The following is a 24,144-nucleotide window of genomic DNA, read 5'->3' as shown; positions in this document are numbered from 1 at the left end:
CCGGCGTGCCGGCTTGAACAATGGCGCACTCTCGGCGGAAGGAGCGGGTGTTCCGGGCTTGGTGGAGCCGGGATGGCGTGTGTCGCTACCCATCGACAAAACGGACAATTGCCATTTCGTTCCGCCTGTCCGGCTGTAAGTATTCGGGCGCCTCGAAAAAGGGGTGAAGGTTACTAATCGCCCCTATTGGAAGAAGTCGCGTCGCCCCGCCGACCGCCGGATCAGCGCCGGGTGCCGTCCTGGGACGGCAGGTGGCCGTGCAGCGCCTGCCGTACGGCGGTGTCGTCACGCCCGTGCGGCGCGGTGATCCAGCGGGTCAGGGCGTCGGCGTCGCCATGGGACAGGAGCCTGCCGCGCAACCGCTGGTGCAGCCGTTCGCGCAGCGCCCCGACGCCCTCCGCGCGCGAGGACGGCAGCAGCGGGCCGGGGTACCGGTCGAGCAGCTCGCCGACGTCCACGCCGGTCAGGTCCTCGTCGAGAGCGAGGAAGTCGGCCGTCGTCCGCCCGAGCAGCCGGTAGGGGTCGGAGCCGAGGCGGTAGCCGAGCACCCGGCGCAGCCTGGTCATCTCGGCGCGCAGGGTGACCGTCTTGGCGCCCTGCCCGTAGACCTCGCGGGCCAGCGCGTCGGCGGTCAGCCCCGCCGGATGGGCCGCCAGCAGCACGACGAGCTCGCTGTGGCGGGCGCTGAGCTCGTGGGTGACACCGTCCAGGCGGATCCATGCGCGATCACGGCCGAGCGCGTGCAGCAGCAGTCCCTCGTCGGCGCTGTCGGCGTCGTCGGTGCAGTGCACCGCGAACGGGCCGGAGGGGGACAGGCGCTCGACCACCACCCGGCGGCCGTCGGCGAGCGTCGCGGGTCCTTCCCTGGGCGGGAACGGCCAGCGCCGCGGGAGCCAGCCCCCGGGCGAGGCGTGCAGCACCCGGCCGTCGGCACCCACCAGCGCGCTGTGGATGCCCTTGTGGCGCATGACGTGGTCGAGGTAGCGCATGCGCAGCAGCTCGTCCTGGTGCCTGGTCTGCTCGCCCAGCTGCGCCTCGGCCAGCCGCGCCGCGGCGGCGACCAGCGACAGGGACAGGGAGTTCGCGGCGGGCGTGGGGCAGGTCACGTCGATCGCGCCGAGCAGCTCGCCCGTGACCGGGTTGCGGATGGGCGCGGCGGAACAGGTGAAGTCGACGGCGACCGACAGGAAGTGCTCGGGACCGCGCACGCGGAACGGCCGGCTGAGCGCGAGCGCCGTGCCCACGCCGCTGGTGCCCGCCTTGCCCTCGCTCCACAGCGCGCCGGGCACCAGGTTCACCCGCTCGGCCAGCCGCCGCGCCGACCGGTCGCCCATGATCCACAGCAGGTGGCCGGCCGAGTCGCTGGCGAAGACCAGGTGACCCGGTTGCGTCGCCGCGTCGCTCAGCGTGGCCAGCAGGGTCGGCCAGACCGAGGCCAGCGGATGGTCGCGCCGCAGCCCGCGCACGCGGTCCTCCGCCAGCTCGATGGGCGGCAGGGACCGGTCGGGATGCACCCCCTGCTGCCGGGCACGGTCCCAGGACTCACGTACCTCGGGGCGCACCTGCGCAGGTCGTTGGCCGCTCAGTGCCCGCTCGCGAGCACGGGCCATGCGTCGCGTCGAGTCGTCCATGATCTCCTGCCGAGAAAGGTAGCGCCGGATGCAACCCCAATGCAACGTGGGCTCGAGCCTTGGCCGGCCGGGGTGCGTAAGCGGATAGTCGTTACGGCCTGGACATTTCCACATCCGAGGGAGACGCGTTGTCATATCTGGAGTTGCCCGACGGCGTTCCGCTCTACTACGAGGACCGCGGCTCCGGGCCCGCCGTGCTGCTCATCCATGGGTGGACGATGAACAGCACCTTCTGGGGTCAGAACGTCGGGCCGCTCAGCGAGTCGAACCGGGTCATCACTGTAGACCTCCGCGGGCATGGTCTGTCCGGAAAAACCGATGAAGGTCACACTTTGTCGCAATATGCCCGCGATGTACGAACCTTGCTCGACCATCTGGGAGTGCGCGATGTGTGCATGGTGGGCTGGTCGATGGGCACCGCGGTCATCCTGTCCTACGTCCAGCAGTACGGCTGCGACCTGCTGCGCTCGGCGGCCTTCGTCGACCAGTCGCCGCGGTTCCTGGACGGGGAGGGGTGGGATTTCCCGCTGCTCGGCGGCTACTCCACGACCGACCTCGCCGTCTTCACCCAGGGCGTGCGCCATGCCAGGCCGAGCGTGATCAAGCCGTTCATCGCCGCGTGCTTCGCCGAGACGCCGCCGGACGAGGTGATCGACGCCGTCTACGCCGAGACCACCAAGATGGCCACGTCGGCGGCGCTGTCGGTCTGGTACGACATGGCCTACGCCGACCTGCGCCCGGTCCTGCCGTCGCTCACCGTACCGACCCTGCTCATGTACGGCGCGCGCAGCAAGATCTTCCCGGGTGAGCTCGACGCCTGGCTGGCGGCGCAGCTGCCCAAGGCCCAGGTGGCCCGCTTCGAGAACAGCGGCCACGCCCCGTTCAGCGAGGAGCCCGACAGGTTCAACGAGATCCTGGCGGCGTTCCTGCGCTCCTGACGTCGGAACGCGGATTGGATCTCACGTGGGGAGTGGGAGTGTCTCGAGTGCCCCGCAGGCGGCAGGACCTCAGGAGCGCCAGGTGACCAGGATCGCGGCCACCGCGGCGGCCGACCTCGCGCACCTGCACGAGGAGTACCAGCTCGTCCGGCTCCGCGACCACCTCGTGCTGCTCGGCGTCAACGCCGAGCTGCGCGACAACAACACCGCTCTCATGGTGCACCGGCCCCCGCCAGGACTTCCCGTCTGGGTCTTCGTCGGGTACGGCGGCGCCTGCTACTCCTGGCAGAACGCCAACAAGCGGCACCCGGTCGACGATCCTCAGGGTGCCGCCACCGTGCTGGCCGAGTACGTCTCGCGGTAGGCGATCAGAGCCCGGTCCCCCTTCGGGGGACGGCTCGCCGTCGCCATCGGATCGTGTGTCCCCGGGCGGGAGGGCGCCCGGGGACACGCTCGCTCGGACCGCACCTCACGCCCGTGCCGCGCTATCGCGCCGGGCGTGAGGTGCGGTGTCGGGCGGCCAGCAGGACGACCGGTCCGGCGGCCAGGAGCAGGGCCAGGGCGGCGAAGCCGTACGCCGGCGTGGAGGCGGTCGCGACGCCGGCCACCAGCAGCGGCCCGCCCGCGTCGCCGAGTTCGCGGCCGAGCTCGGCCGCCCCCATCGTCTGGCCGAGCCGTTCCCGCGGGGTGGCGGCGGCCAGGGCGGCGAACCCGAGCGGGGTGATCAGCCCCGTTCCCGCACCGACCAGGACCGCGCCGGACAGCAGTCCGGGCAGCCCCGGCAGCATCGCGCAGCCCAGCCCGGCGGCGGTGACCAGCAGGCCGGCCGGCAGTCCGGCGCGCAGGCCGAGCCGTCCCGCGTCGAGGGCGCGCCCGGCGACCGGCTGGACGACGGCGGCGCAGGCGGCCAGCACGGAGACGGCGGCGCCGGTGGCCACGGTGCCGAGCCCGGCCGCGGCGCCGGAGACCGGCAGGAAGCCGACCCCGACCGACAGTGCGGCGCTCGCGCCCGCGAGCGCCGCGGTGGGGCCGAGGAAGGAGGGCGCGGACAGCCTCCTGGCCAGGTCGAGCACGGTCTGGCGGGCGCGCGGCAGCGGCGGCACGGCGGGGACGGCCAGCGCCGCCCAGAGCGCGACGGCGGCCCCGAGCCCGGCCGTGACCGCGAACAGCAGCGACAGCCCGCCCGCCCAGACCACGACGCCGCCGATCAGCGGGCCGAGGGTGTAGCCGACGGACTTGGCGAAGCCGTAGCCGCCGAAGGCGCGGCCGTGCTTGGCGGCCGGGTTGAGGCGGGCGACCAGGGCGGCGGCGGATGGGGAGAACGCGGAGGCCGCTGCCCCCTGGCCGAGGCGGGCCGCCCACAGCCAGCCGGGGCTGTCGGCCACCGCGTAGAGCGCGGAGGCGGCGGCGAAGGCGATCAGGCCGCCGAGCAGGACGGGCCGCGCCCCGACGCGGTCGGCGAGCGTGCCGAAGACCGGTTTGAGCACGACCTCGGCCCCGTCGTACAGGGCCAGCAGGCCGCCGAGCATCAGCAGTGAGGTCACCGCGTCGGCGCTGAAGCCACCGAGGTTGGCGGCGATGGCGTGGGCGCCGAACGCGGTGGTGAACCCCGCGGCGTACAGCGGACCCATGGCGCGCGGGGGCGGCGTCTCCTCGTCGCCGGTCATGTCGCTCCTTCGTTCTCGTCCTGGATCGGCTACCGCCTGATCGCGGCGACCGCCGCGAGGTCACGCCATGCCCGCTCGGGCCGCCGGGTCTCCTCCGGGTCCCCGCTGAACGGATCGAGGACGACGGCCTCGGCACCGAGCGCCTTCAACCGCTCAAGATCGGCCGTCACCTGCTCGATCGTTCCCTGGCCCGCCAGCCGGTTCCCCGCGCGGGGGGACAGGTCGAGCGCGATCCGGGGAACCAGCGCGGGGAGCGGGCGGTCCTCCTCGGCGGCCAGCGCCGCCAGCCGTTCGACCGACTCCTCCAGCCGCGCCATCGGGTACCGCAGCGGATGCCAGGCCGCGCCGAGCCTGACGGCCCGCCGCTGGGCGGCCTCGCTGGAGCCGCCCACCCAGAGCGGGATGTCACGCCCTTCCCAGGCGGCGCGCATGACGTCGAGGTACTCGTCGGTCAGCCGGCCTCGCCTGTCGAACGGCACGCCGAGCGCCTCGAACTCCTGCCGGGCCCAGCCCACCCCCACGCCGAGCACGAACCGCCCGCCGCTCAGGTCGTGCAGGTTGATCGCCATCCGGGCGGTGACCAGCGGATGCCGGTACGGCACGATCAGCACGGTCGTGCCGAGCGTGACCCTGGTGGTGATCCCGGCCAGCCACGACAGCGTGGTGAACGGCTCGTAGAAGGGCGCCGGGTACTGCGCGGCCACGTCGGACGTGACCACGACGTGGTCGGAGACCATCAGCAGGTCGAACCCGAGCCCTTCGACGGTCTGCGCCCAGCTGCGCAGCATGCCGGGATCGGTGCCGGGTCCGAAGTTCGGAACATTCACCCCAATTCGCACGGGTTCAGGCTATAGACGCGGGCGCCCTCGCTGAAGGGACTCCGTCACGCCGGTGGAACCCGCCACAATCGGGGGATTGACGAAACTTACTTACATGCTATTGATAGATCAAGTCGGAAAGTTTCAGTACCGCTGCACCTTCTCATCGGGGGACCGTCGGAGCCCACCCCAAGGAGGACGCGCATGGCGCGCAGCAAGCCCACCGACCCGCCCGTCGACTTACTCGGCCCCGTCCAAGGAGAAGTCTCCTGGTTCTGTTGCGGAACCGCCTGGGGCCCGTGCAGCACTACCGGCAGGGGAGCCTGCGGCACCTGCAACTCGGGCAGCCTGCAGCACGCATGGCCCAACACCTCCGACGCCTGCTGGGCGATCACCCGCCCGGACGTGTGCGGAGACTCCCTGTCCCGGCGGACCTGCGGATTCCGCCACCAGACCACGTCGCTGTGCGGCGGCGCCAGCGTCATCACCTCCATCGCCGACTGCGGTCCGCAGACGGACCTGTTCTGCGGTGAGCGCAGCTGCTGCGGCGCGACCTGCGCCAGCAACCGGCTGATCGACCTCACCCCCGCGGCCTACAGCCGGATCGCCAGCCTGTCCACCGGCCTGCGGCCGTGCGAGATCTCGACCGCCTAGGGAGCGCGCCATGACCAGCAGAAGGCAACTGCTCAAGTCCGCCGTGCTCGGCGGCGGCGCCACCGTCGTCGCCGCCACCGCGATGGGATCGCTCGGCGCCGAAGCCGCCTTCGGCGCGGCGGCACCGCAGGTCGAGCCGGGAACCCCCGACCCCGACTTCGCCGAGGGCCGGATCCGCTCCATCAAGGACAACACCCTTCTCGTCCTCGGCTCGAACCTGGTGTTCCACTCCATCAGGGTCGTCGACGGCACCAGCCTGTGGAAGCTCGGCCCGGTCGGCTTCGACCAGGCCAAGCCGGGCGACGGCCTCTACGCCAGAGGCGTCCGCATGCCCGACGGCGTGCTCGCCGCCGAGTCGGTGTGGCTCAACATCATCAACATCAAGGGTCACATCACCAACATCACCAGCGAGAAGATCCACCTCGACCACCACGGCAAGGAGATCCTCTGCCACGTCGTGCCGGGCAGGTCGGTCGCCATCCACTCCGACGCGCCCGCCTCGGCGGACCTGTCGCTGCTCCGCGTCGGTCAGCACGTGCAGATCCTCGGCGCCTGGCGCCCTGACACCAACGAGGCCGACATCGCCACCGTCTTCTCCCCGCACTAGCTTCTCCACGCACCAGGAGCGACACATGCAAGGGATCGCCGCGCTGCAGCCGTACGTGATCGCCGCCTTCCTCGCCTGGGCGGCCGTGCTGAAACTGTTCTCCCGACGGATGCGATCGCAGGCCGGGCAGACCGCCCTGGCCCGGCTGGTCGGCCCGGCGCGCGCGATCCCCCTGCTCCGGCTCGTCGGGCTGGCGGAGCTGGCAGTGGCGGCCGCGCTGCTCCTGCCGCCGGCCTCCCCCTGGGAGGGCACGGCCGCCGCCGCGCTCTCCCTCGGGTTCCTGGCCTACCTCGGCTACGCCGCCGTGGCCGCCCCCGCCTCCTCGTGCGGCTGCCTCGGCGCCCACGCCCAGCCCGTGAACGTGCGCGGCTTCGCCCGTGCCGGGCTCCTGCTCGCCATGAGCCTCGCCGCGATCCCGGCGCCGCCGTTCCGGCCGGACCCGCCGCTCCTGCTGCTGGGCCTGGCCGAGGCGGTCGCGCTTCTCGTCCTGTCGCCGGAGCTGGACCGGCGCTGGCTCACCCCCCTGCGACAGCTGCTCGTACGGCTGCGCAAGCCGCTCGCCGTCCCCGACGGGCGGGAGGTTCCGCCGGAGGTCTCGCTGCGCCTGCTCTACCGGAGTCCCGCCTACTGCACGGCGTCCGCGCGGCTCACCTCGGACGTCCAGGACGTCTGGGAGGAGGACGGCCTGCGGTTCGTCAGCTACGCGGCAGGCGCGCGGACGGCGGTCTTCGCCATCCCGCTGTCCGGCGGCGACCCCTCCGCCGTGCGCGTCGCCCTCGTCGAGGAGCCGGCGCCGGCCTGAGCCCGCCGATCCACCGGTCACCCGCCAACCCGCCGATCCACCAGTCACCCGGTGGGCCGGCGGGCCGCCGGTCACCCGGAGATCCCGGTCGGTGGCCGGTTCAGGAGGCGTCGTGGAGCGGGGCGGACTCCTCGACGGTGTCGGCGATCCAGTCGCGGTAGTGGGTCACGTCCGTCCAGATGCCGACCCCCGGCCCGCCTTCGGGGTTGGTGGAGCAGCCGGCATGGCCGTCCGTGCGCTCGCCCAGGTCGTCGCCGTCGCGCGAGGTGGCGCCGACCAGCTCCCACCGGCCGGCCACCCGGCGGATCAGCGGGCCTCCCGAGTCGCCGTGGCAGGAGCTGGCCGCCCGCCCGTCACGCTCGCCGATGCACAGCTCGCCGCTTCCCCCGAGGTCGGCGCACCGGCCGTCGGCCACGCGCACGGTGTCGAGCTCCTGGAGCCACCGCGTGCTCGTGCAGGCGCTGTCGTTCCTGTCCTCGCAGGTCATGCCCCAGCCGATGACACGGCTGGGCTCGCCGACCTCGCCGGGCTCGGCGGCGATGCGGACGGGCGCGAGGTTCACCCGCCGGTCGAGCTGGACGAGCGCGATGTCGGATCTGGCGGCCATCGGCATCCCGTCCCCGTACCCGCCGCTGTCGCCGTAGGTGACGACGCGCTTGACGCTGGTGACGACCCCGCCCACCTCGCGGTCGAGTGAGCCGATCCGTACCTGTGTCCTGCCCGGCTTCATGAGGCCCTTGCAGTGGGCGGCGGTGACGACCCAGTCGGCGGCGACGAGGGCGCCGCCGCAGTGGTGCTTCGGCAGCTCCTTCAGCTGGAAGGACACCATGAACGGGTAGCTCTCGGTGGCGGGCCGCCCGCCGATGATCGCGGGACGGCCGGCACCCGCGGTGCCCGCGCTCACCGCGCCCGCGGCACTCCCGCCCGCGCTCACGGCGCCCGCAGGACTCCCGCCCGCGCTCGCGGCCGCGCCTGTCGCGCCCCCGCCCGCGCTCACGCTCGGCGTGCCGGCGGCCGCGGCGGCGACCGGAGCGGTGGCCAGCGCGAGACCGGTGGCCATGAGGGCGGCCAGCACCGCCGATCGTCTGCCAGTCGCCTTGGACACGCACCTCTCCCATCAGTCGCAGAGGCGGCCGGGGAGAAACCTGGAACGATCCACGCACCACTGGCCGACGACGTGCCGCCGGCTCGGCCCGCAGCCGCATCGGCAAGGCTACCTGCGGCTTCGGGTGGACGGACCATCGTTGCCGTCCTTCGACACTACCCGGGGAAGGCCCCTCCACGCGTGCGCGCAAAGGTCGGCGAAAAATGCCCCCACGCTTCTTGAGCCCAGGGACAAACCGGACGAATCATCGAAACTGGAGGTGGTTGCCGTGAACAAGAGTCACGAGCTGCGATGGGGCGGACTGGCCGGTATCGGTGCCCTGGTCGTCGGGGCGGTCGGCCGGCTGGTGATGGGGAACGCTCCGAGCATCACCGAGCCGACGATGACGATCGCCGGATACCTGGCCGGCTACCGGGCCCAGATCCTCGCGGCGGCCACGCTCTTCGCCGTCGCGCTGATGCTGTTCCTGTGGTTCGGCGTCGCGCTGGCCACCGCCTTCCGCCAGGCCGACGAGGGCAGCGACACCTCCGCCCTGGTGCTGGCCGGGTTCGTGCTCGTCACCGCGATCGGGTTCATCGGCGTGTCGGTCTTCGCCGGCATGACCTACGCCATGACCGCGAACCCGGCGCTGCTGACCATCGCCTCCGGGCCGTACACGGCGCTGACGGTGATGGGCGGGATCGCCGGGATCGCCGTCGCGGGCCTGTTCGCGGCCATGGCCGCCGCGATCATGCGCACCCGGGCGTTCCCCGTGTGGATGGCCTGGTTCGCCGTCGCCGTCGCCGCGGTCAGGCTGCTGGCCGCGATCCTGGTGGGCGGCGGGAGCGGGGCGCTGCGGCCGGACGGCCCGCTGACGCTGATCCTGCCGGGCCTGCTGACGGCCGCGTGGGTCCTGGCCGCGAGCTGGCTGCTCATCCGCGAGCACCTGCCGGTGCCCTCCGCCGGCGCCCGTCCCGTGATGGGTCACTAGGTCACGGCGGGGATGCCGGGAGCGCGCGTGACCGACGGGCTCGGGGCGCCGGCGCCGGGCGGTCCCGGAGCTAGCCGATGACCTGGATGCCGCGCTGCGACCAGAGCGCCCGCGAGGGCGCCTCGGGGTCGGAGACGTCCGAGGGGTCGACGTCGAACACGTGGGTGGTGGCCTTCACCGGGTCGTAGGCGGCCCAGCCCGGGTCGCCGCCGGCCGCGAACCGGGTCCAGGCGGTGCGGAACTGCCGTGACAGGCCCTCGCCCTCGGGGGAGCCGCCCGTCAGCATCAGCGCGAGCGGGGCGTCGAGGGTGCCGAACGTCAACGGCACGTCGAGCCCGTGGCAGGCGCCCATCCCCGTCGGCGACCAGGCCAGCTCGTAGGCGTGCACCTGCCCCTGGTGCGCGTCGGCCAGCAGCGCGCTGGGCATCCTGAACAGCCAGTCCGACATCAGCAGCACGTACAAATCCTCGGCCGTCGCCTCGGGGCGCGCGGTCCGGTAGGCGGCCTCCGCGCCGGCGGGCGCGAGCGTCCTCATGGCGGCGCCGAGGTCGCCGGTCCTTCCGCCGCCGAGCGTGTGGAAGTACCGGAACTCGTCCCTGGTGAAGCCCACGACCAGCTCGATGTCCCGCCCGGCCCCGGCCGACAGCGCCTCCCACGGCGTGGTGGTCAGCACCTCGCCGTCGACGACCGGCGCGAAGGGCATCCGCAGGAACGCCATCGGCCCCCAGCGCCCGGGATCGTCACGTCCGGGCGCCATCATGAGCGCGCCGGCGCTCTCGACGAGGTCCTCGGGCGCGGCGTCGTACGGCGAGCCGCCGCCGAGCCCTTCCATGATCGCCGCGGTGATGCCGGAGGCGAGTTCGGGTGTGAAGAACGCCCCCGGCACGCTCTGCGCGATCGCGCGCCTGAACAGCCCCGCCGCCGCGGGCATCGCCATCAGGCACGCGATCGCGCCGGCCCCCGCCGACTCGCCGAAGACGGTCACGTTGCCTGGATCGCCGCCGAAGGCCGCCGCGTTCTCCTGGACCCAGCGCAGCGCGGCGACCTGGTCGAGCAGGCCCCGGTTGGCGGGGGCGCCGTCGACCTGCCCGTACCCCTCCATGCCGATCCGGTGGTTGACGCTGATCACCACGACGCCTTCGCGGGCCAGGCGGGCACCGTCGTACTCGGGGAAGTCGGTCGCGCCCGTGAGGTAGGCGCCGCCGTAGATCCATACCATCACCGGCAGGCCCGCGCCGCCGGGGTCGGGCGTCCAGACGTTGACCGTCAGGCAGTCGAGCCCGTCCGCGGAGCTCCATCGCGGCATGCCGGGCAGGATCGCCGGCTGGGGCGGTCGCGGTCCGAAGCTGGTCGCGTCGCGGACGCCGTCCCATGGATCCGCCGGTTGCGGGGCCGCCATGCGCAGCGGTCCGAACGGGCTCTTGGCGTAGGGGATGCCCTTGAACGTCGCGACGCCGTCGTCGAGGTGTCCCTGGATTGTGCCTGTCGTGGTCGCCGCAGCGATCAGCCGCATGGCCCGACCCCTCTCGTGGTGGAGGAGGCGATCCCGTGGGGATCAGCCCCAAGATCGTTACTGCGTGACCGTACCATTCGGCATGGTACGTCCCTGATCCGGGGTGTCAGCGGAAGGCTCGCCTGCCGTGGGGGAGGAACGCGCGCACCGCCGGGGCGGGCGGGCTCTTCCAGGTCAGGGCGAGCAGGGCGGGCGTCTCGACGTCGTCGATGGTGAGGGCGGCGAGCCGGTCGCGGTACGGCACGGCCATCGACTGGCTGAGGACGGCGACGGCGAGCCCGCGGGCCGCCAGGTCGGCGATGGCGTCCGCGGCGCCTGCCTGCAGGGCGATCACCGGCTCGAGGCCTTGCGCGGCGCAGGCCTGGTCGAGCACCGCGCGCAGGCCGGTGCCGGGCGGCATGCACACGATCGGGTGGGCGACCAGGTCACGCAGGGTGAGCCGGCGCAGCCGCGTGAGGGGGTGCCCGGCCGGGACGGCCGCGACGAGCCGCTCGCTGACGATGGTCAGCGCGTCCAGCCCGTCGGGTGTGGCGGCCGCGGTCCCGACGAGGGCCAGATCGAGTCCGCCCTCGCGCACGCCCTCGACGAGCCGGGCGGAGTTGTCCTCCAGCAGCGAGATCTCCACACCCGGATGCTCCCGGTGGAAGGCCGCCAGGGCGTCGAACAGCGGCGTGACGGTGCAGCCGACGACCATCCCGACCGTGAGCCGGCCCCTGATCAGGCCGGTCACCTCGCCCACCGCCTGGCCGACCGCGCCGGCGGCGGCGAGCGCCGCGCGGGCGTGGTCGAGCGCGGCCTTGCCCGCGACGGTCAGGCTCGCCACGCGCGCCGAGCGGTCGAACAGCTCGGCGCCGAGCTCGCGCTCCAACCGGCGGATCTGGGCGCTGACCCCGGACTGGCTGATGTGCACGCGCTCGGCCGCCCGGGTGAAGCTCCGCTCCTCCGCGACCGCGACGAAGTACTCCAGCTGCCGCAACTCCATAACTGTTGATTCTAGATCCCATCAGAACCAGCTGTTGGACTTCTGGAGACGGCGCCGCGAGGCTGGAACCATGACGGAATACGAGAAGGCCATGCGGCCCGAGGACATCACCCGCCTGTTCGTCGAGCGCTCCAACGCCGGTGACGCGGCAGGCGTCGCCGCGCTGTACGAGGAGGACGCGGTGCTGGCCTACCCGCCGGGCGGCCAGACCGTGGGCCGGCAGGCCATCCGCGCCCTGTGGGAGAAGGTGCTGGCCGGCCGTCCCCGCTTCGAGCCGGAGACGCCGCTGCCGACGCTGGTCAGCGGCGACGTCGCCCTCACCTCGACCGCGCCGAGGGACGGGGCCGGCGCCCGCGCCCAGGTCGTCAGGCGCCAGCCGGACGGCAGCTGGCTGCGCGTGCTCGACCAGCCCGAGTTCGTCCCCACCACCGGCTGACCCGGCCCGCGTGCCATCCCCGACATCCCCCGGCATCCCCCGGCGATCAGGGTGTCAGGCTACGGCGGGTCGTCCGATGCCGGGGAGGGCGGCTTCCAGGCAGGCGGCGACCTGGAAGACTGTGACGTCGTCGTAGGTGCGGCCCACGACCTGCACGCCGGTCGGCACGCCGGTGGCGGCCCGCCCCGACGGGACCGACAGGACCGGGCAGCGGCTGGCGATGTTGAACGGGATCGTCATCACCCCGAGCATGTAGTGGCCGAGCTCGCCGTTGATCGGCAGCGGGCCGCCGTCGTGCTCGGCAGGGAAGGCGGGCACGGCCGTGGTCGGGCACAGCAGCGCGTCGAACCGTTCCAGCAGCTCGCCGAGCGGCCGGTAGATCAGGCCCTCCAGCTCCATGCCCTGGTAGAAGCTGAGCTCCGGCTTGGTGCCGGCGAAGCGCCGCGTGTAGTCCGACAGCAGGTCCGCGTGCTCGGCGGCCAGCTCGCCGATCCCGGCGCCGAAGATGCCCGCGAAGTGGGCATCGGCGGCGGCCATGATCTGCGCCCTGGTCCAGGGCAGCTCGACCTCCTCCACGACCGCCCCGGCCGCCCGCAGCGCCTCGGCGGCGGCCAGCGTGCCGGCCACGACGTCCGGCTCCACCAGGTAGTCGCCGAGCGTCGTCGACAGGGCGATCCGCATCCCGCGCACGTCGCCGGTGAGCGGCGGCAGCTCCAGCTTGGGCCGGATGGAGACCACGTCCCACGGGTGCGGCCCGGCGATCACGTTCTGCAGCAGGGCGACGTCGGCGACGGTGCGCGCCATGGGCCCGTCGTGGCAGTACTGGTCGAGGTTGAACGGCGGCAGCGCGGGCACCCGCCCGAAGGGCGGCTTGAACCCGACCACCCCGCAGAAGGAGGCGGGAATGCGGATGGAGCCGCCGATGTCGGAACCGGTGGCCAGCAGCGAGGTGCCCGCGGCCAGCGAGGCGCCGGAGCCGCCCGACGAGCCTCCCGGCGAGTAGTCGAGGTTCCACGGGTTGCGCGTCACGCCCCACAGCCTGCTGTGGGTGAAGGCGGCGCAGCTGAACTCGGGCGTCGTGGTCCTGGCGTGGATGATGCCGCCCGCCTGCGCGATCCGGCTGACCACCGGGTGGGTCTCCTCGGCGATCATGCCCTGGAGCAGGAGCGAGCCCTCCTCGTGGGTGCGGCCCTCGATGGGCTGCTCCTCCTTGACGGCCACCGGGATGCCCTCGAGCGGCCTGGCGGTGCCGTTCAGGTAGGCGGTCTCGGCGGCCTTGGCCTGCTCCATCGCCGACTCGTACAGGCGCTCGGTGAAGGCGTTGATCCGCGGCTCCACCGCCTCCGCCCGGTCGATGACGGCGTTCAGCAGCTCCACGGGCGACAGCTCACGTCTGGACATCAGGGCGTGGGCCTCGGTGGCCGAGAGGTAACACAGCATTTCCATGACTCTCCTCAGAAGGCGGGCCGCGGGACGGAGTCCAGCAGGAGCCGCGTGTACTCGTGCTCCGGCGCGGTCAGCACCCGCGCCGTCGGCCCCGACTCGACGATCCGGCCGCGCCGCATGACGGCCACGTGGTCGGTGACGCAGCCGACCACGGCCAGGTCGTGGGTGATGAACAGGTAGGAGACGTCGCCGGCCGTGCGGATCTCGGCCAGCAGGCCGAGGATCTGCGCCTGGACCGACACGTCGAGCGCGGCCACGGCCTCGTCGAGCACCAGCACCTTGGGCCGTACGGCCAGCGCCCTGGCGATGGCGACGCGCTGCCGCTGCCCGCCCGACAGCTCCCTGGGCATCGCGCGCGCCTCGCGCGGGCCGAGGCCGACCTGCTCGAGCAGCTCGGCCGTCCGGGCCGCGTGCGGCTCGCCGGGAAAGTGCAGCCGCAGCACCTCGGCCAGCGACTCCTCGACGGTGAGGCGCGGGTCGAGCGAGCCGAGGGGATCCTGGAAGACGATCTGGATCAGCCTCGCCCGGTCCTTGCGGCCGAGCGAGGCCAGCGGCCGGCCCGCCACCAGCACCGTGCCCGCGTCGGGGCGCTCCAGGCCGAGCAGCAGCCTGGCCGTCGTGGTCTTGCCGGAGCCCGACTCGCCGACCAGGCCGAGCGAGCCGCCCGTCGCCAGGTCGAAGCCGACGTCGTCCACCGCGGTGAACGCGCCGTACCGCTTGCTCAGGCCGCGCACCTCGAGGTCGATGTTCACGGTTCCGCCTTCACACAGGCCACCCCGTCCACCAGGAGCGGGGCGGCGGCCGTACAGGAGTCCATGGCGTGCGGGCAGCGCGGGGCGAACGGGCAGCCGGGCGGCGCCGACAGCAGGTCCGGCGGGCGTCCGGGGATCGGGGGCGGCAGCGTGCCCAGGTCGCTGACGCGCGGCGTGGCCGACAGCAGGCCCTCGGTGTAGGGGTGGCGCGGCTTGGCGAACAGCTGCCGCGTCGGCCCGGTCTCCATGACCCGGCCCGCGTACATGACGTAGACGCGGTCGCAGATCATGGCGGCCAGCTCGAGGTCGTGGGTGATGAAGAGCATCCCGGTCCGCGTCCTGGCGCGCAGCTCGCGCAGCAGCCGGATGATCTCGGCCTGGGTGGTCACATCCAGCGCGGTGGTCGGCTCGTCGGCCAGCAGCAGCCGAGGTTCGCCCGCCAGCGCCGCCGCGATCACCACCCGCTGGAGCATGCCGCCGGACAGCTCGTGCGGATGCTGGCGCACGTGCCGCTCGGGTTCCGGCAGGCCGACCATGCCCAGCAGCTCGACGGCGCGGGCACGCGCCGCCCTGGCGCCCATCTCCTCCCGGAGGATCTCGGCGAGGAAGTCGCCGATCCGCCGGAAGGGGCTGATCGCCGCCCGCGGGTCCTGGTAGATCATCGCGGCCGCGTGGGTCCGGTGGCGGCGCAGCCCCGCCGGCGACATCGACAGCACGTCGGCGCCGTCCATGCGGATCTCGCCCGAGGTCCGCGCGCCCTTCGGCAGCAGGCCGAGAACGGCCCGCGCGGTCAGGGACTTGCCGGACCCCGACTCGCCCACCAGGCCGACGGTCTCGTTCTCGGCCACGGTGAGCGAGATGCGGTCGATCGCCGGGCGGGCGGTGCGCGGCAGCCGTACCGAAAGGTCGTCGATCTCCAGCATGGTCACCTCCTGGAGACGCGGTCGGCGAGGCTCTCACCGACGATGTTGAAGGCGATCACGCTGAGCACGATGGCCATGCCGGGCACGAGGATCGGGCCGAGCGCCCCCTGCAGGACGGCGGACTGGCCCTCGTTGATCATGGCTCCCCAGTCGGCGGCCGGCGGTTGCACGCCCAGGCCGAGGAAGGCGAGCCCGGCCAGGTCGAGCAGGGCGTAGCCGAAGTTGATCGTGGACTGGGCGAGGATCACCGGCGCGATGTTCGGCAGCAGGTGGCGCAGGCAGATGGTCAGGCCGCTGAATCCCAGCGCCCGGTAGGCGGCGATGTACGGCCGGCCCATCTCCCCTCGCGCCACGCCGCGCACCATGCGGCCGACGAACGGCGTGTACGCCACGGCGAGGGTGATCACCGGCCCGAGCTGGCCGGGGCCGTACATCGCGACGACCAGCATGGCCAGCAGCAGGCCGGGGAAGGCGAAGACCAGCTCCATCGAGCGCGACAGCGCGGTGTCCACCCAGCCGCCGTGCCAGGCGGCGGCCAGCCCGATCGCGACTCCGAGCACCGTGGACAGGGCCACGACGCCCAGCGGCCCGAGCAGACCCGTCCGCGCGCCGTAGATCACCCTGGAGAGCAGGTCGCGGCCGGAGGCGTCGGCGCCGAGCAGGTGGTCGGCGCTCGGTCCGGCCAGCACCGCCGACAGGTCCACCGCGTCGGGGTCGGCGGGGGCCACCAGCGGCGCCAGCACGGCGGCCACGACCAGCAGCGCGATCACCGCCAGCGCCGCCGTCCGCAGGCCGCCGCCCTTGAGCCGGCCGGTGAGGCCGCGCAGGCCGGGTCTGACGACGAGTTGTTCCATCAGGTCCTCGCTCCCAGGCGGACGCGGGGATCGGCCAGCGGCGCCAGCAGGTCCACCACGAGGTTGGTGACCACGAACACCGCCACGGTCAGCAGGGTCAGCGCCTGCACGACGGGGAAGTCCTTGACCGTCACCGAGTACTGCAGCAGCTGGCCCAGGCCGTTGACCCCGAAGGTGGTCTCCACCAGCACGGTCGAGACCAGCAGGCCGGGAACGAGCAGGCCGCCGTAGGTGAGGGTCACGGTCATGGCGCCGCGCAGCACGTGCCGGCGCACGATGGCCCGCTCGGGCACGCCCCGGCCGCGGGCGACCGTGACGTACTCCTGGCCCAGCTGGTCGATCATCGCCGTGCGCGACACCCGGGCCAGCACCCCGGCGAAGGTGAGGGCGAGCGCGACGGCGGGCAGCGTGAGATGGTGCAGCCGGTCGGCCAGGCCCTCGCCCGCGCCGATGGACGGGAACCAGCCGAGGTTCACCGAGAACACCGCGATGAGCACGAACCCCAGCACGAACGAGGGGGTGGCGACCGCGACCGAGCTGCCCACCAGCACCGACTTGTCGACCAGGCCGGGCCTGATCGCGCTCCACACGCCGAACGCCAGGCCGAGGACCATGGTGAGCGCGAAGGCCATGCCGATGAGAGTGAGCGTGACGGGCACGCGGGCGGCGATCAGCCCGCCGACGTCGGAGCGGAACTGCACCGAGCGGCCGAAGTCGCCGGTGAGCACGCCGCCGATCCAGTGCAGGTACTGCACGGGGACCGGGTCGTCGAGCCGGTACTGCGCGCGGATGGCGGCGATGGCCTCCGGCGTGGCCGAACGGCCGCTGAGCAGGAAGCTGGCCGGGTCTCCCGGCGCGAGCTGGAGAGCGCCGAACACCAGGAAGGAGGCCGCCCCCAGGATCGCGGCCATCCCGGCCAGGCGCCGCAGCAGGAAGCGCGCCATCAGCCCGCCGCGCCGATGTCCGCGGCCCACGGGTAGTAGAGGTAGGAGATGCTGGTGGGCGCGCCCGTGATGCGCTTGCCGAGGAACATCACGTTGTCGAGGTCCGCCAGCGGGATCCACGGCAGCTGCGTGGCGACGGTGTCCTGGAGCTTGGCCGTCAGCTGGGCCCGCTTGACCCGGTCGAACTCCACCTGGGCCGCCTCGACGAGCTTGTCGTAGGCGGGGTCGGAGAAGCCGCCGTAGTTCTCGAACTGCCCGGTCTCGAACAGCCCGTACAGCTCCAGCGGGTCGGTCGCCGACAGGTACCAGAACGTCGGGAACAGGTCGATCCCCTTGCGCGCCTCGGGGTCGGAGAACAGCGCGGTGTAGGCGTCGGGGGCGACGGTGCGCACCTCGGCGGACAAGCCGATCTCCTGGGCCGCCGCCTGCACGGCGTTGGAGATCACCGACATCTCGGGACCCGTGTTGGAGGTGCCGATCACGATCTTCTTGCCCTGCGCCCCGGCCTCGGCGATGAGCTTCTTGGCCCCTTCCACGTCCCGCGTGACGGCCGGCGCGGACGGCTTGGCCGCCGCGACGTTGCGCCAGGACTCGACCGGCCCCGGCACGAGCGAGGGGCTGCTGTAGTCGCCGAAGGCCGCCTTGGCCAGGCCCTGCCTGTCGATGGCCAGCGACAGCGCCCGCCGTACCCGGAGATCGGCGAGCGTGCCGTTCTTGAGGTCGGAGACGATCAGGTTCGCGGTGGTCAGGTTGGGGCCGCCGTAGACGGTCCCGGCACCCGAGGACCGTAGCCGGGCGACGGAGGCGGCCGGCACCATCCAGCTGCCGTCGGCCTCGCCGGTCACCAGGGCGTTGGTCCTGGCGGCCGCGTCGGCCACGAAGGTGAAGGTGACCTTGCCGGCCTTGGCCTTGTCGCCCCAGTAGCCGGCGAAGCGGTCCAGCTGGATCGACTGTCCCTTGGTCCAGGTGCCGAGCTTGAACGGGCCCGTGCAGTCCAGGCCCCCGTCGGCGGTGCCGAACGACTTGCCCTTCGCCTTGAGCGAGGCGGCGCTGGCCACCGTACCGGGGGAGGCGCCCATCTCCAGGTTGAACAGCGCGTCGGGCCTGGTGAACTTGACCGTCACCTCCATCGGGCCGGTCTTGGTGATCGACTCGACGTTGCGGTAGCTGGAGATCCAGTAGGAGCCGATCTTCTCGTCGAGGTGCCGGTTGAGGCTGGCCACCACGTCGTCGGCGGTCAGCTCGGCGCCGCTGTGGAACTTCACGCCCTTGCGGATGGTGTAGACGAGCGTCTTGGGGTCGCGCTGCTCGTACTTCTCCGCCAGGCCGGGCTCCTCCTTCAGCTCCGGCGTCCAGCGCATGAGGCTCTCGCAGATGTTGGACAACACCATGTTCTGCGGGTAGTCGAAGGCGTAGACGTAGTCGAGGGTCGGGGGCTCGGCGTAGGAGGCCCAGGTGAAGGCATCGATGTCACCCTTGGGCAGGGGAGTGCCGGAGCTGAGGGTCTTGCCGGGGGAGGGCGTCGCGTTCCCGCCTCCTCCGCCGCACGCGGCGGCCGTCACGGTCAAGGTGAGGACGGCCAGCGCCGTCCACCGTCGTCTGCTCATGAGTCACGCCTTTCTCGCGAGATGTCAGGCCTGGTGGACGAGCCGGCCCTGGACGTAGGTCCTGACGACGCGGGTGGCGCCGATCTCCTCGGGCGGTCCGGCGAAGGGGTCGCGGTCCAGCACCACCAGGTCGGCGTCCTTGCCCGCCTCGACCGTGCCGGTGACGTCGTCGAGGTGGTTGATCCAGGCGCTGCCCGCCGTGTAGGCGGTGAGCGCCTGCGCCAGGGTGAGGGCCTGCTGGGGAAGGAACGGCTCGCGGGGCTCGCCCTCGGGCACGGCCCTGTTCACCGCGACGTGCACGCCCCACAGCGGGTTCGGGCTGCTCACCGACCAGTCGCTGCCGGCCACCAGCCGCGCGCCCGCGCGGAGCAGGTCGCCGAAGGGGTACTGCAGGGCCGCCCGCCCGGCCCCGAGGAAGGGGATGGTCAGCTCGTCCATCTGGGGTTCGTGGGCCGCCCAGAGCGGCTGGATGTTGGCGGCGGCGCCGACCTCGGCGAACCTGGGGATGTCGGCGGGGTGCACCACCTGCAGGTGCGCGAGGTGGTGGCGGTTGTCGTTGGCGCCGTTGGCCGCGCGCGCCCCGGTGAGGGCGTCGAGCGCCTCCCTGACCGCGCGGTCGCCGAGGGCGTGGAAGTGGATCTGGAAGCCGAGCGCGTCCAGCTCGCGGACCGCCTCGCGCAGCAGGCCGGGGTCCACGAAGCTGATGCCGCGGTTGGCGGTCGCGCAGCCGCAGCCGTCCAGGTACGGCTCCAGCATCGCCGCGGTGAAGTTCTCCGCGACGCCGTCCTGCATGATCTTGACGGTGGTGGCGTTGAAGCGGCCGACCCGCCCGTTCTCGCGCCGCTCCACCAGGTAGGGGATCTGCTCCAGTCCGCGCTCGCGGTCCCACCACAGCGCGCCGACGACGCGGGCCAGCAGGGTTCCCTCACGGGCGGCGCGCAGGTACACCTCGTAGTTGTCGGGGTTGCCGGGGAAGGCGCCGATCATGGCGTCCTGCCAGGCGGTCACGCCCATCGAGAACAGGTGGGACTGGCCCGCGAGCAGGCCGGCGTAGGCCTCCTCGGCGGTCGCCACCGGCACGTGCTCGCTCACCAGCGTCATGGCGCCCTCGTGGAGGGTGCCCTGCGGGGTGCCGTCGGGCTCGCGCTCGATCCTGCCGTCAACGGGGTCGGGGGTGTCCTTGTCGAGTCCCGCCAGGCGCAGCGCCAGGCTGTTGGCCCAGGCGCCGTGGCCGTCCCTGTTGGTCAGCAGCACCGGCCGGTCGGGCACCACCGTGTCGAGCAGCTGCCTGGTCGGCGTGCCGCCGGGGAAGACGTCCATCGACCAGCCGCCACCGTGGATCCACGCCTTGTCCGGGTGCGCCGCGGCGTAGGCGGCGATCACCGTCAGGTAGCCCTCCACGGTGTGCTCGGCCGACAGGTCGCAACGCAGCATCTGGCCGCCACCGAAGGCCGGATGCACGTGGGCGTCCTGGAAACCCGCCATGAGCAGCCCGCCGCCGAGGTCCACCACGTCCGTGTCGGGGCCCGCCGTGGCCAGCACCTCCTTCCGGTCGCCGACCCGCAGGACGCGCCCTCCGCCGACCGCGACCGCCGCCTCGATCGGGGCGGCGGTCGTGCCTGTGAAGACCCGCCCCATGAAGATCGTTTCCACCATGACCGCACCTTCCGCTCACGCCGTGTTGGGGAGGAGTGAACGCGAGCGCAACATAGATGTCAACACTGTTGCGCTATCCGGAGACCCAACCGATACACTGGAGCGATCATGGCGAAGACACCTGTGAGGACCAGACGCTCGGGCAGCCAGCTCAGCCGCGAGGCCATCATCGAGGCCAGCCTGCGCATCGCCGCCCGGGGCAGCGGCGACGCGTTCACCGTGCGCCGCCTCGGCGAGGAGCTCGGGGCCGACCCCACGGCCGTCTACCGGCACTTCCGCGACAAGGACGAGCTGCTGCTGTCGGTGGCCGACCGGGTCTACGGCGAGGTCATCGAGAGCGTTCCCGACGGGCTCGGCTGGAAGGACCGGCTGCGGGCGCTGGCCGACGCGTCGCTGCGGATCGGGCTCAAGTACCCGGCCGTCGCCTCCATCACCGGCAGCCGTACCACCCGGCGGATCAACGAGTTCCGCCTGGTCGAGTTCATCCTGGGCGCGGTCGGCGAGGCGGGGCTCGACGGCGCCGACGCCGCGCTGTACTACCGGGCCTTCGCCGACGCCCTCCTGGCGCACGTGGCCCAGGCGGCCGCCTACGCGCTGTTCTCCCCCGAGGTCAGAGCGGGGGACGAGTCGTCATGGGGGCGGGAGTACCGCACGGTCGATCCCGAGCGCTTCCCCCGGATCACCCGCCTGAACGCGGAGCTCGCCGAGATACGCCCGGGACCGGTCTACACCGTCCAGGTGGAGGCCCTGATCGCCGCGATCGAGGCCCGCGCCGCGTCGGCGGCCGGGGACGCGCCCCGGACCTGAAGCCACGGCGGGGTTCCGTCAGCGGACGCGGACCTGCGAGGCCAGCGTGCCCACGGCGGGGTTCCGTCAGCGGACGCGGACCTGCGAGGCCAGCGTGCCGCCGCCGGACGCCAGCCATCCGGCCGGCACGAACGCGCCGGGGCCGAGGGCGCGGGTGAGCGGCACGCGCACGGTCGTGACACCGCCGTGCGCGACGGTGACGACGCCGCTGCCCGCCGTCCCCTGACCGTCGCGGACGAACAGGTGCGCCGTGCCCGCGGACGCGGCGCGCAGCGTCACCGTCACCGCGTCCCGCCCGGCCACGGCGGAGGTGACCAGGCCGCGCTCGGACGGCCCGGCCGCCGGACCGCCGGCGAGCGGCAGGCCGAGGCGGGCCGCCTGCTCCAGCGACTGCGGCGAGTCCAGGCTGGACAGGCCGGTGTCAGGGATCACCGGGTCGGGCGGGGTGGTCGGCCGCCCCGGCGGCGGCCGGTAACCCGGCAGCGTCACGACGCCCCACCGGTACGGGTCGCCCTGCACGCCGCCCCACGTCGACCAGCCGATCCGGGTCTGGCCGGTCTTGTCCTGGGTGTCGGAGTCGTACACGAGGACGTTCAGCCCGAGATGCCCGGGATCGACGGCGCCCGGCAGGAGCTCCATCGGGATGGCCATCTCCACGGTGTACTGCCCGGCCGACACCTTCGCGGCCACCCGCATCCCCGGAGCGGTCCGCTCGCCCGGCCCCTGACGGTTGTCGGCGTCCCGCTCGAAGCACGGCGGCCCCTCGGCCGTCACCGGCAGCACCGCCGCCTTGAACGTCGTGGAGGTGTTCTCCGACGCGCCGCGCGGGTCGAGGGTCACCTCGACGGCGTCGGTCCGCCAGTGGCGCTTGCAGTCGGCGGCGGGCAGGCGGGTGCCGGTCACGTCGTCGTTCACCTGGACCAGGAGGAACAACGTGTCGTCGCGCCAGGAGAGCTTGGCCGTGCCGGAGCAGTCCGCCGCCGACGCGCACGCGGAGCCTTCCCAGAGGCGTGAGACGTCCAGGGCCGCGCCGGCGTACTCACCGTCGCCCTCGGCGCCGTCGACGACCGGCGCCTCGGCCGCCCGCGGGATGGCCGCCGCCGGCACCAGCTCCAGCGCGGGCCTGCTGACGCTGGAGCCGTCCGCGCTGGTCGTGGTGATGGTGTAGGCGTAGTCGCCGCCCTCGTTGGCGGTCTTCAGCGAGGTGTCGGTGTTGGTGACGGTGAACGGCACCGTCGTCGAGGCCCCCGCCGCCAGGCCGGTGTAGGCCGCCTCGGCGCGGTCGGCGGCGAAACCGGCGGGCAGGTCCAGCCGTACGGTGCCGGACCGGACGGTGTCGCTCACGTTGGTGACCACGACGCCCACCTGGCGGGAGCCGCCTGAGGGCAGGGTGAGCACGGGAGTGACCAGGTCGCGCAGCTGCGGCACGCCCGCCTGCGCGGCCCACGTCTCGTACTGGCCGACCTGGGGCAGCGACTGCTGCCCTCCGCGTACGGCGGGGCTGACCTCGACCACCCGGTCGGTGTAGCCGCGGCCCTTCTCGGTGGCCAGCGTCGCGGCCACCCGCGCCCGTTGACCGGGGGCGGCCTCCCGCGGCGGCGTGACGGTGAAGGCGGCCGACCCGGTACGGCCGGCGCCGAGCCCGCCGAGGTCGCCCGACCCGCTGACCCGCCAGCCCTCGGGGACGCGCAGTGTCACCGCCGATCGGCCCAGCGGCTCGCGGGCGGGAGCGGTCGCGGTCACCGTGACGGTGAACGCCGTGCCGGGGCGGACGTCGAAGGTGCCGGCGCGCAGGTCGAGCGAGGTGCCGAGCGGGACCGCGCCGGACGCCCTGACCAGCGCGCCGTCGAGGACCGCCGTCGGCGCGGCGGCCGCCGCGGTGCCCGGCTCGGGGAAGGGCACCCGCGAGTCGACCTGGGTGAAGAAGTCGCAGCCGAGCCGGTCCGGGTCCTGCGGCACGTCGGGGAAGCCGGCCCAGCCCTGGGAGGCGTAGACACGCTGGGCGTCGCGCTCGATGGCGGCCCAGCTCCGGCCCGCGCTCGGGGAGACGCGCCCGCTCCACACGCCGTACACGTTCTGCGTCGGATCGGCGGGGCGGAACGTCGCGGCGCACCGGGGACCGTTCTGGGCGGTCCCGCGCGCCCGTCCGAGCAGCACGCGAGCGGGCGCGAAGGGGCGCAGCCCCTCACGGGCGAGCTGCTCGGGGAAGGCCCGGGGGTCGGCCGCCGCGTGGAAGGCCTGGACGGCCAGCCGCGCGGCCTGCTGGTGGTTGCCGTGGTTGCCGGGAGAGGGAGCCGGATCCATCGTCAGCAGGATCTCGGGCCGGGTCTGGCGGACGATCCGCACGACCTTCTCCAGCGTGTCGCCGCCCCAGACGCGGTCGGTCAGCGGCGCGCTCACCGTGTAGTAGAAGTCGACGTCGTCGAGGTTGAAGACCTCCCGCACGCCTGCCTTCGCCACCGCCGTACGCTCCTCGGCCTCCCTGAGCAGGCCGAGCGCCGGGCCCTCCTCGGGGCCGACGGCGTTGCCGCCGCCCTCGCCCCTGGTGACGGTGACGACGCCGGCGCGGACGCCGTGGTCCTCCTTCCACTGCCCGAGCGTCGAGAGGGTGAAGGCCTCGTCGTCGGGATGGGCGCCGACGAACAGCACGTCGAGATCGGCACTCGTCCCACCCGGGGTGGCGGCCTCGGTCCCGCCCGGGGTGGCGGCCTCGGTCCCATCCGGGGCGGCGGGCTCGGCCCCACCCAGGGTGGCGGGCCCGGTGCCGGCCTGCGCGGCGGGGTGCGTCACGGAGTCGGGCGGGGCGGGGTGAGCGTGGGAGCCCGCCGGGGCGGCCGAGCCCAGCGCGGGTACGGCCGGCGCCAGCGCCAGCAGCACCGCGACGGCCAGCACGCCCAGGCGATCCCCCGGCCGCGCGGCCCGCCAGGACGCGGTCGAGGGAGTCACCGTCCGCGAAGACGCGGAATGTATGGCCACCGCCCGGGGAGGCGCGGGAGGCGGGCACACCGCTCGCGGAGGCGTGGAAGGCGGAG

General features: G+C 73.4%; 22 protein-coding genes. 8 read left to right on the top strand and 14 right to left on the bottom strand.

Features of this window, described 5'->3' with window-relative positions; all coding sequences use genetic code 11:
* Positions 1–221: 221 nt before the first annotated feature.
* Positions 222–1,631 (bottom strand): GAF domain-containing protein, encoded by a 1,410-nt coding sequence (locus ACWENQ_RS17130; protein ID WP_452414976.1) that lies wholly within the window; start codon positions 1,629–1,631, stop codon positions 222–224.
* 194 nt (positions 1,632–1,825) lie between these two features.
* Here ACWENQ_RS17130 and ACWENQ_RS17125 point away from each other — a divergent pair, with 194 nt between their 5' ends.
* On the top strand, positions 1,826–2,569 hold the full coding sequence (locus tag ACWENQ_RS17125; protein WP_452415034.1) for an alpha/beta fold hydrolase: 744 nt from the start codon (positions 1,826–1,828) through the stop codon (positions 2,567–2,569).
* 82 nt (positions 2,570–2,651) lie between these two features.
* The gene (locus tag ACWENQ_RS17120; RefSeq protein ID WP_452414974.1) at positions 2,652–2,933 is read left to right on the top strand and encodes a hypothetical protein; all 282 of its coding nucleotides are present in this window, start codon (positions 2,652–2,654) and stop codon (positions 2,931–2,933) included.
* A gap of 121 nt (positions 2,934–3,054) precedes the next feature.
* Here ACWENQ_RS17120 and ACWENQ_RS17115 read toward each other — a convergent pair whose 3' ends face one another.
* Together ACWENQ_RS17115 and ACWENQ_RS17110 are read right to left on the bottom strand one after the other, a co-directional pair.
* Positions 3,055–4,236, bottom strand: coding sequence for an MFS transporter (locus tag ACWENQ_RS17115; protein WP_452414972.1), 1,182 nt, complete (start codon positions 4,234–4,236; stop codon positions 3,055–3,057).
* 29 nt (positions 4,237–4,265) lie between these two features.
* Positions 4,266–5,075: an LLM class flavin-dependent oxidoreductase gene (locus ACWENQ_RS17110; RefSeq protein WP_452414971.1), complete on the bottom strand. Its 810-nt coding sequence runs from the start codon at positions 5,073–5,075 to the stop codon at positions 4,266–4,268.
* Positions 5,076–5,258: 183 nt separating this feature from the next.
* Here ACWENQ_RS17110 and ACWENQ_RS17105 point away from each other — a divergent pair, with 183 nt between their 5' ends.
* The 3 genes from ACWENQ_RS17105 to ACWENQ_RS17095 are packed head-to-tail and all read left to right on the top strand — an operon-like array spanning position 5,259 to position 7,117.
* Positions 5,259–5,708, top strand: a complete 450-nt coding sequence (locus tag ACWENQ_RS17105; RefSeq protein ID WP_354908023.1) for an RlpA-like double-psi beta-barrel domain-containing protein — start codon at positions 5,259–5,261, stop codon at positions 5,706–5,708.
* Positions 5,709–5,718: 10 nt separating this feature from the next.
* Positions 5,719–6,315, top strand: a complete 597-nt coding sequence (locus tag ACWENQ_RS17100; protein ID WP_449918752.1) for a cell wall protein — start codon at positions 5,719–5,721, stop codon at positions 6,313–6,315.
* 25 nt (positions 6,316–6,340) lie between these two features.
* Positions 6,341–7,117: a MauE/DoxX family redox-associated membrane protein gene (locus ACWENQ_RS17095; RefSeq protein ID WP_452414969.1), complete on the top strand. Its 777-nt coding sequence runs from the start codon at positions 6,341–6,343 to the stop codon at positions 7,115–7,117.
* 100 nt (positions 7,118–7,217) lie between these two features.
* Here ACWENQ_RS17095 and ACWENQ_RS17090 read toward each other — a convergent pair whose 3' ends face one another.
* Positions 7,218–8,222 carry a S1 family peptidase gene (locus ACWENQ_RS17090; protein WP_452414968.1) on the bottom strand — a complete coding sequence of 335 codons (1,005 nt, stop codon included), beginning with the start codon at positions 8,220–8,222 and terminating at the stop codon, positions 7,218–7,220.
* 268 nt (positions 8,223–8,490) lie between these two features.
* Between ACWENQ_RS17090 and ACWENQ_RS17085 the strand changes: the two genes are divergently transcribed.
* The gene (locus ACWENQ_RS17085) at positions 8,491–9,192 is read left to right on the top strand and encodes a hypothetical protein (protein ID WP_452414966.1); all 702 of its coding nucleotides are present in this window, start codon (positions 8,491–8,493) and stop codon (positions 9,190–9,192) included.
* Positions 9,193–9,262: 70 nt separating this feature from the next.
* Here ACWENQ_RS17085 and ACWENQ_RS17080 read toward each other — a convergent pair whose 3' ends face one another.
* Both ACWENQ_RS17080 and ACWENQ_RS17075 read right to left on the bottom strand, forming a co-directional pair.
* Positions 9,263–10,705 (bottom strand): carboxylesterase/lipase family protein, encoded by a 1,443-nt coding sequence (locus ACWENQ_RS17080; protein WP_452414964.1) that lies wholly within the window; start codon positions 10,703–10,705, stop codon positions 9,263–9,265.
* 106 nt (positions 10,706–10,811) lie between these two features.
* Positions 10,812–11,687: a LysR family transcriptional regulator gene (locus ACWENQ_RS17075; RefSeq protein ID WP_452414962.1), complete on the bottom strand. Its 876-nt coding sequence runs from the start codon at positions 11,685–11,687 to the stop codon at positions 10,812–10,814.
* A 70-nt stretch (positions 11,688–11,757) separates the two neighbouring features.
* Between ACWENQ_RS17075 and ACWENQ_RS17070 the strand changes: the two genes are divergently transcribed.
* A complete protein-coding gene (locus ACWENQ_RS17070; protein ID WP_449918768.1) occupies positions 11,758–12,123 on the top strand; it encodes a YybH family protein in 366 nt (121 codons plus the stop codon).
* Positions 12,124–12,177: 54 nt separating this feature from the next.
* Here ACWENQ_RS17070 and ACWENQ_RS17065 read toward each other — a convergent pair whose 3' ends face one another.
* Genes ACWENQ_RS17065 through ACWENQ_RS17035 form a run of 7 tightly spaced genes read right to left on the bottom strand, consistent with a single transcriptional unit; the run spans position 12,178 to position 20,305 of the window.
* Positions 12,178–13,569, bottom strand: coding sequence for an amidase (locus ACWENQ_RS17065; protein ID WP_452414960.1), 1,392 nt, complete (start codon positions 13,567–13,569; stop codon positions 12,178–12,180).
* Between the two features lie 8 nt (positions 13,570–13,577).
* Positions 13,578–14,321, bottom strand: coding sequence for an ABC transporter ATP-binding protein (locus ACWENQ_RS17060; RefSeq protein WP_354908036.1), 744 nt, complete (start codon positions 14,319–14,321; stop codon positions 13,578–13,580).
* On the bottom strand, positions 14,318–15,244 hold the full coding sequence (locus ACWENQ_RS17055) for an ABC transporter ATP-binding protein (RefSeq protein ID WP_354908038.1): 927 nt from the start codon (positions 15,242–15,244) through the stop codon (positions 14,318–14,320). Before ACWENQ_RS17055 ends, ACWENQ_RS17060 begins: the two co-directional genes overlap by 4 nt.
* A gap of 2 nt (positions 15,245–15,246) precedes the next feature.
* On the bottom strand, positions 15,247–16,098 hold the full coding sequence (locus ACWENQ_RS17050) for an ABC transporter permease (RefSeq protein ID WP_452414958.1): 852 nt from the start codon (positions 16,096–16,098) through the stop codon (positions 15,247–15,249).
* Positions 16,098–17,072, bottom strand: a complete 975-nt coding sequence (locus ACWENQ_RS17045; protein WP_449918774.1) for an ABC transporter permease — start codon at positions 17,070–17,072, stop codon at positions 16,098–16,100. Before ACWENQ_RS17045 ends, ACWENQ_RS17050 begins: the two co-directional genes overlap by 1 nt.
* Positions 17,042–18,649 carry an ABC transporter substrate-binding protein gene (locus tag ACWENQ_RS17040; RefSeq protein WP_354908043.1) on the bottom strand — a complete coding sequence of 536 codons (1,608 nt, stop codon included), beginning with the start codon at positions 18,647–18,649 and terminating at the stop codon, positions 17,042–17,044. The genes ACWENQ_RS17045 and ACWENQ_RS17040 overlap by 31 nt, the downstream gene beginning before the upstream one ends.
* 24 nt (positions 18,650–18,673) lie before the next feature.
* The gene (locus tag ACWENQ_RS17035) at positions 18,674–20,305 is read right to left on the bottom strand and encodes an amidohydrolase (RefSeq protein WP_449918779.1); all 1,632 of its coding nucleotides are present in this window, start codon (positions 20,303–20,305) and stop codon (positions 18,674–18,676) included.
* A 108-nt stretch (positions 20,306–20,413) separates the two neighbouring features.
* On the opposite strand from ACWENQ_RS17035, the gene ACWENQ_RS17030 reads away from it, so the two are divergent.
* Positions 20,414–21,112: a TetR/AcrR family transcriptional regulator gene (locus ACWENQ_RS17030; RefSeq protein WP_452414957.1), complete on the top strand. Its 699-nt coding sequence runs from the start codon at positions 20,414–20,416 to the stop codon at positions 21,110–21,112.
* Between the two features lie 66 nt (positions 21,113–21,178).
* On the opposite strand, the gene ACWENQ_RS17025 is transcribed toward ACWENQ_RS17030, so the two are convergent.
* Positions 21,179–24,058, bottom strand: a complete 2,880-nt coding sequence (locus ACWENQ_RS17025) for a sugar-binding protein (protein ID WP_452414955.1) — start codon at positions 24,056–24,058, stop codon at positions 21,179–21,181.
* Positions 24,059–24,144 lie beyond the last annotated feature (86 nt).

The organism is Nonomuraea sp. NPDC004354 (assembly GCF_053602555.1).
This window is presented reverse-complemented; position numbering and strand designations above follow the sequence as displayed.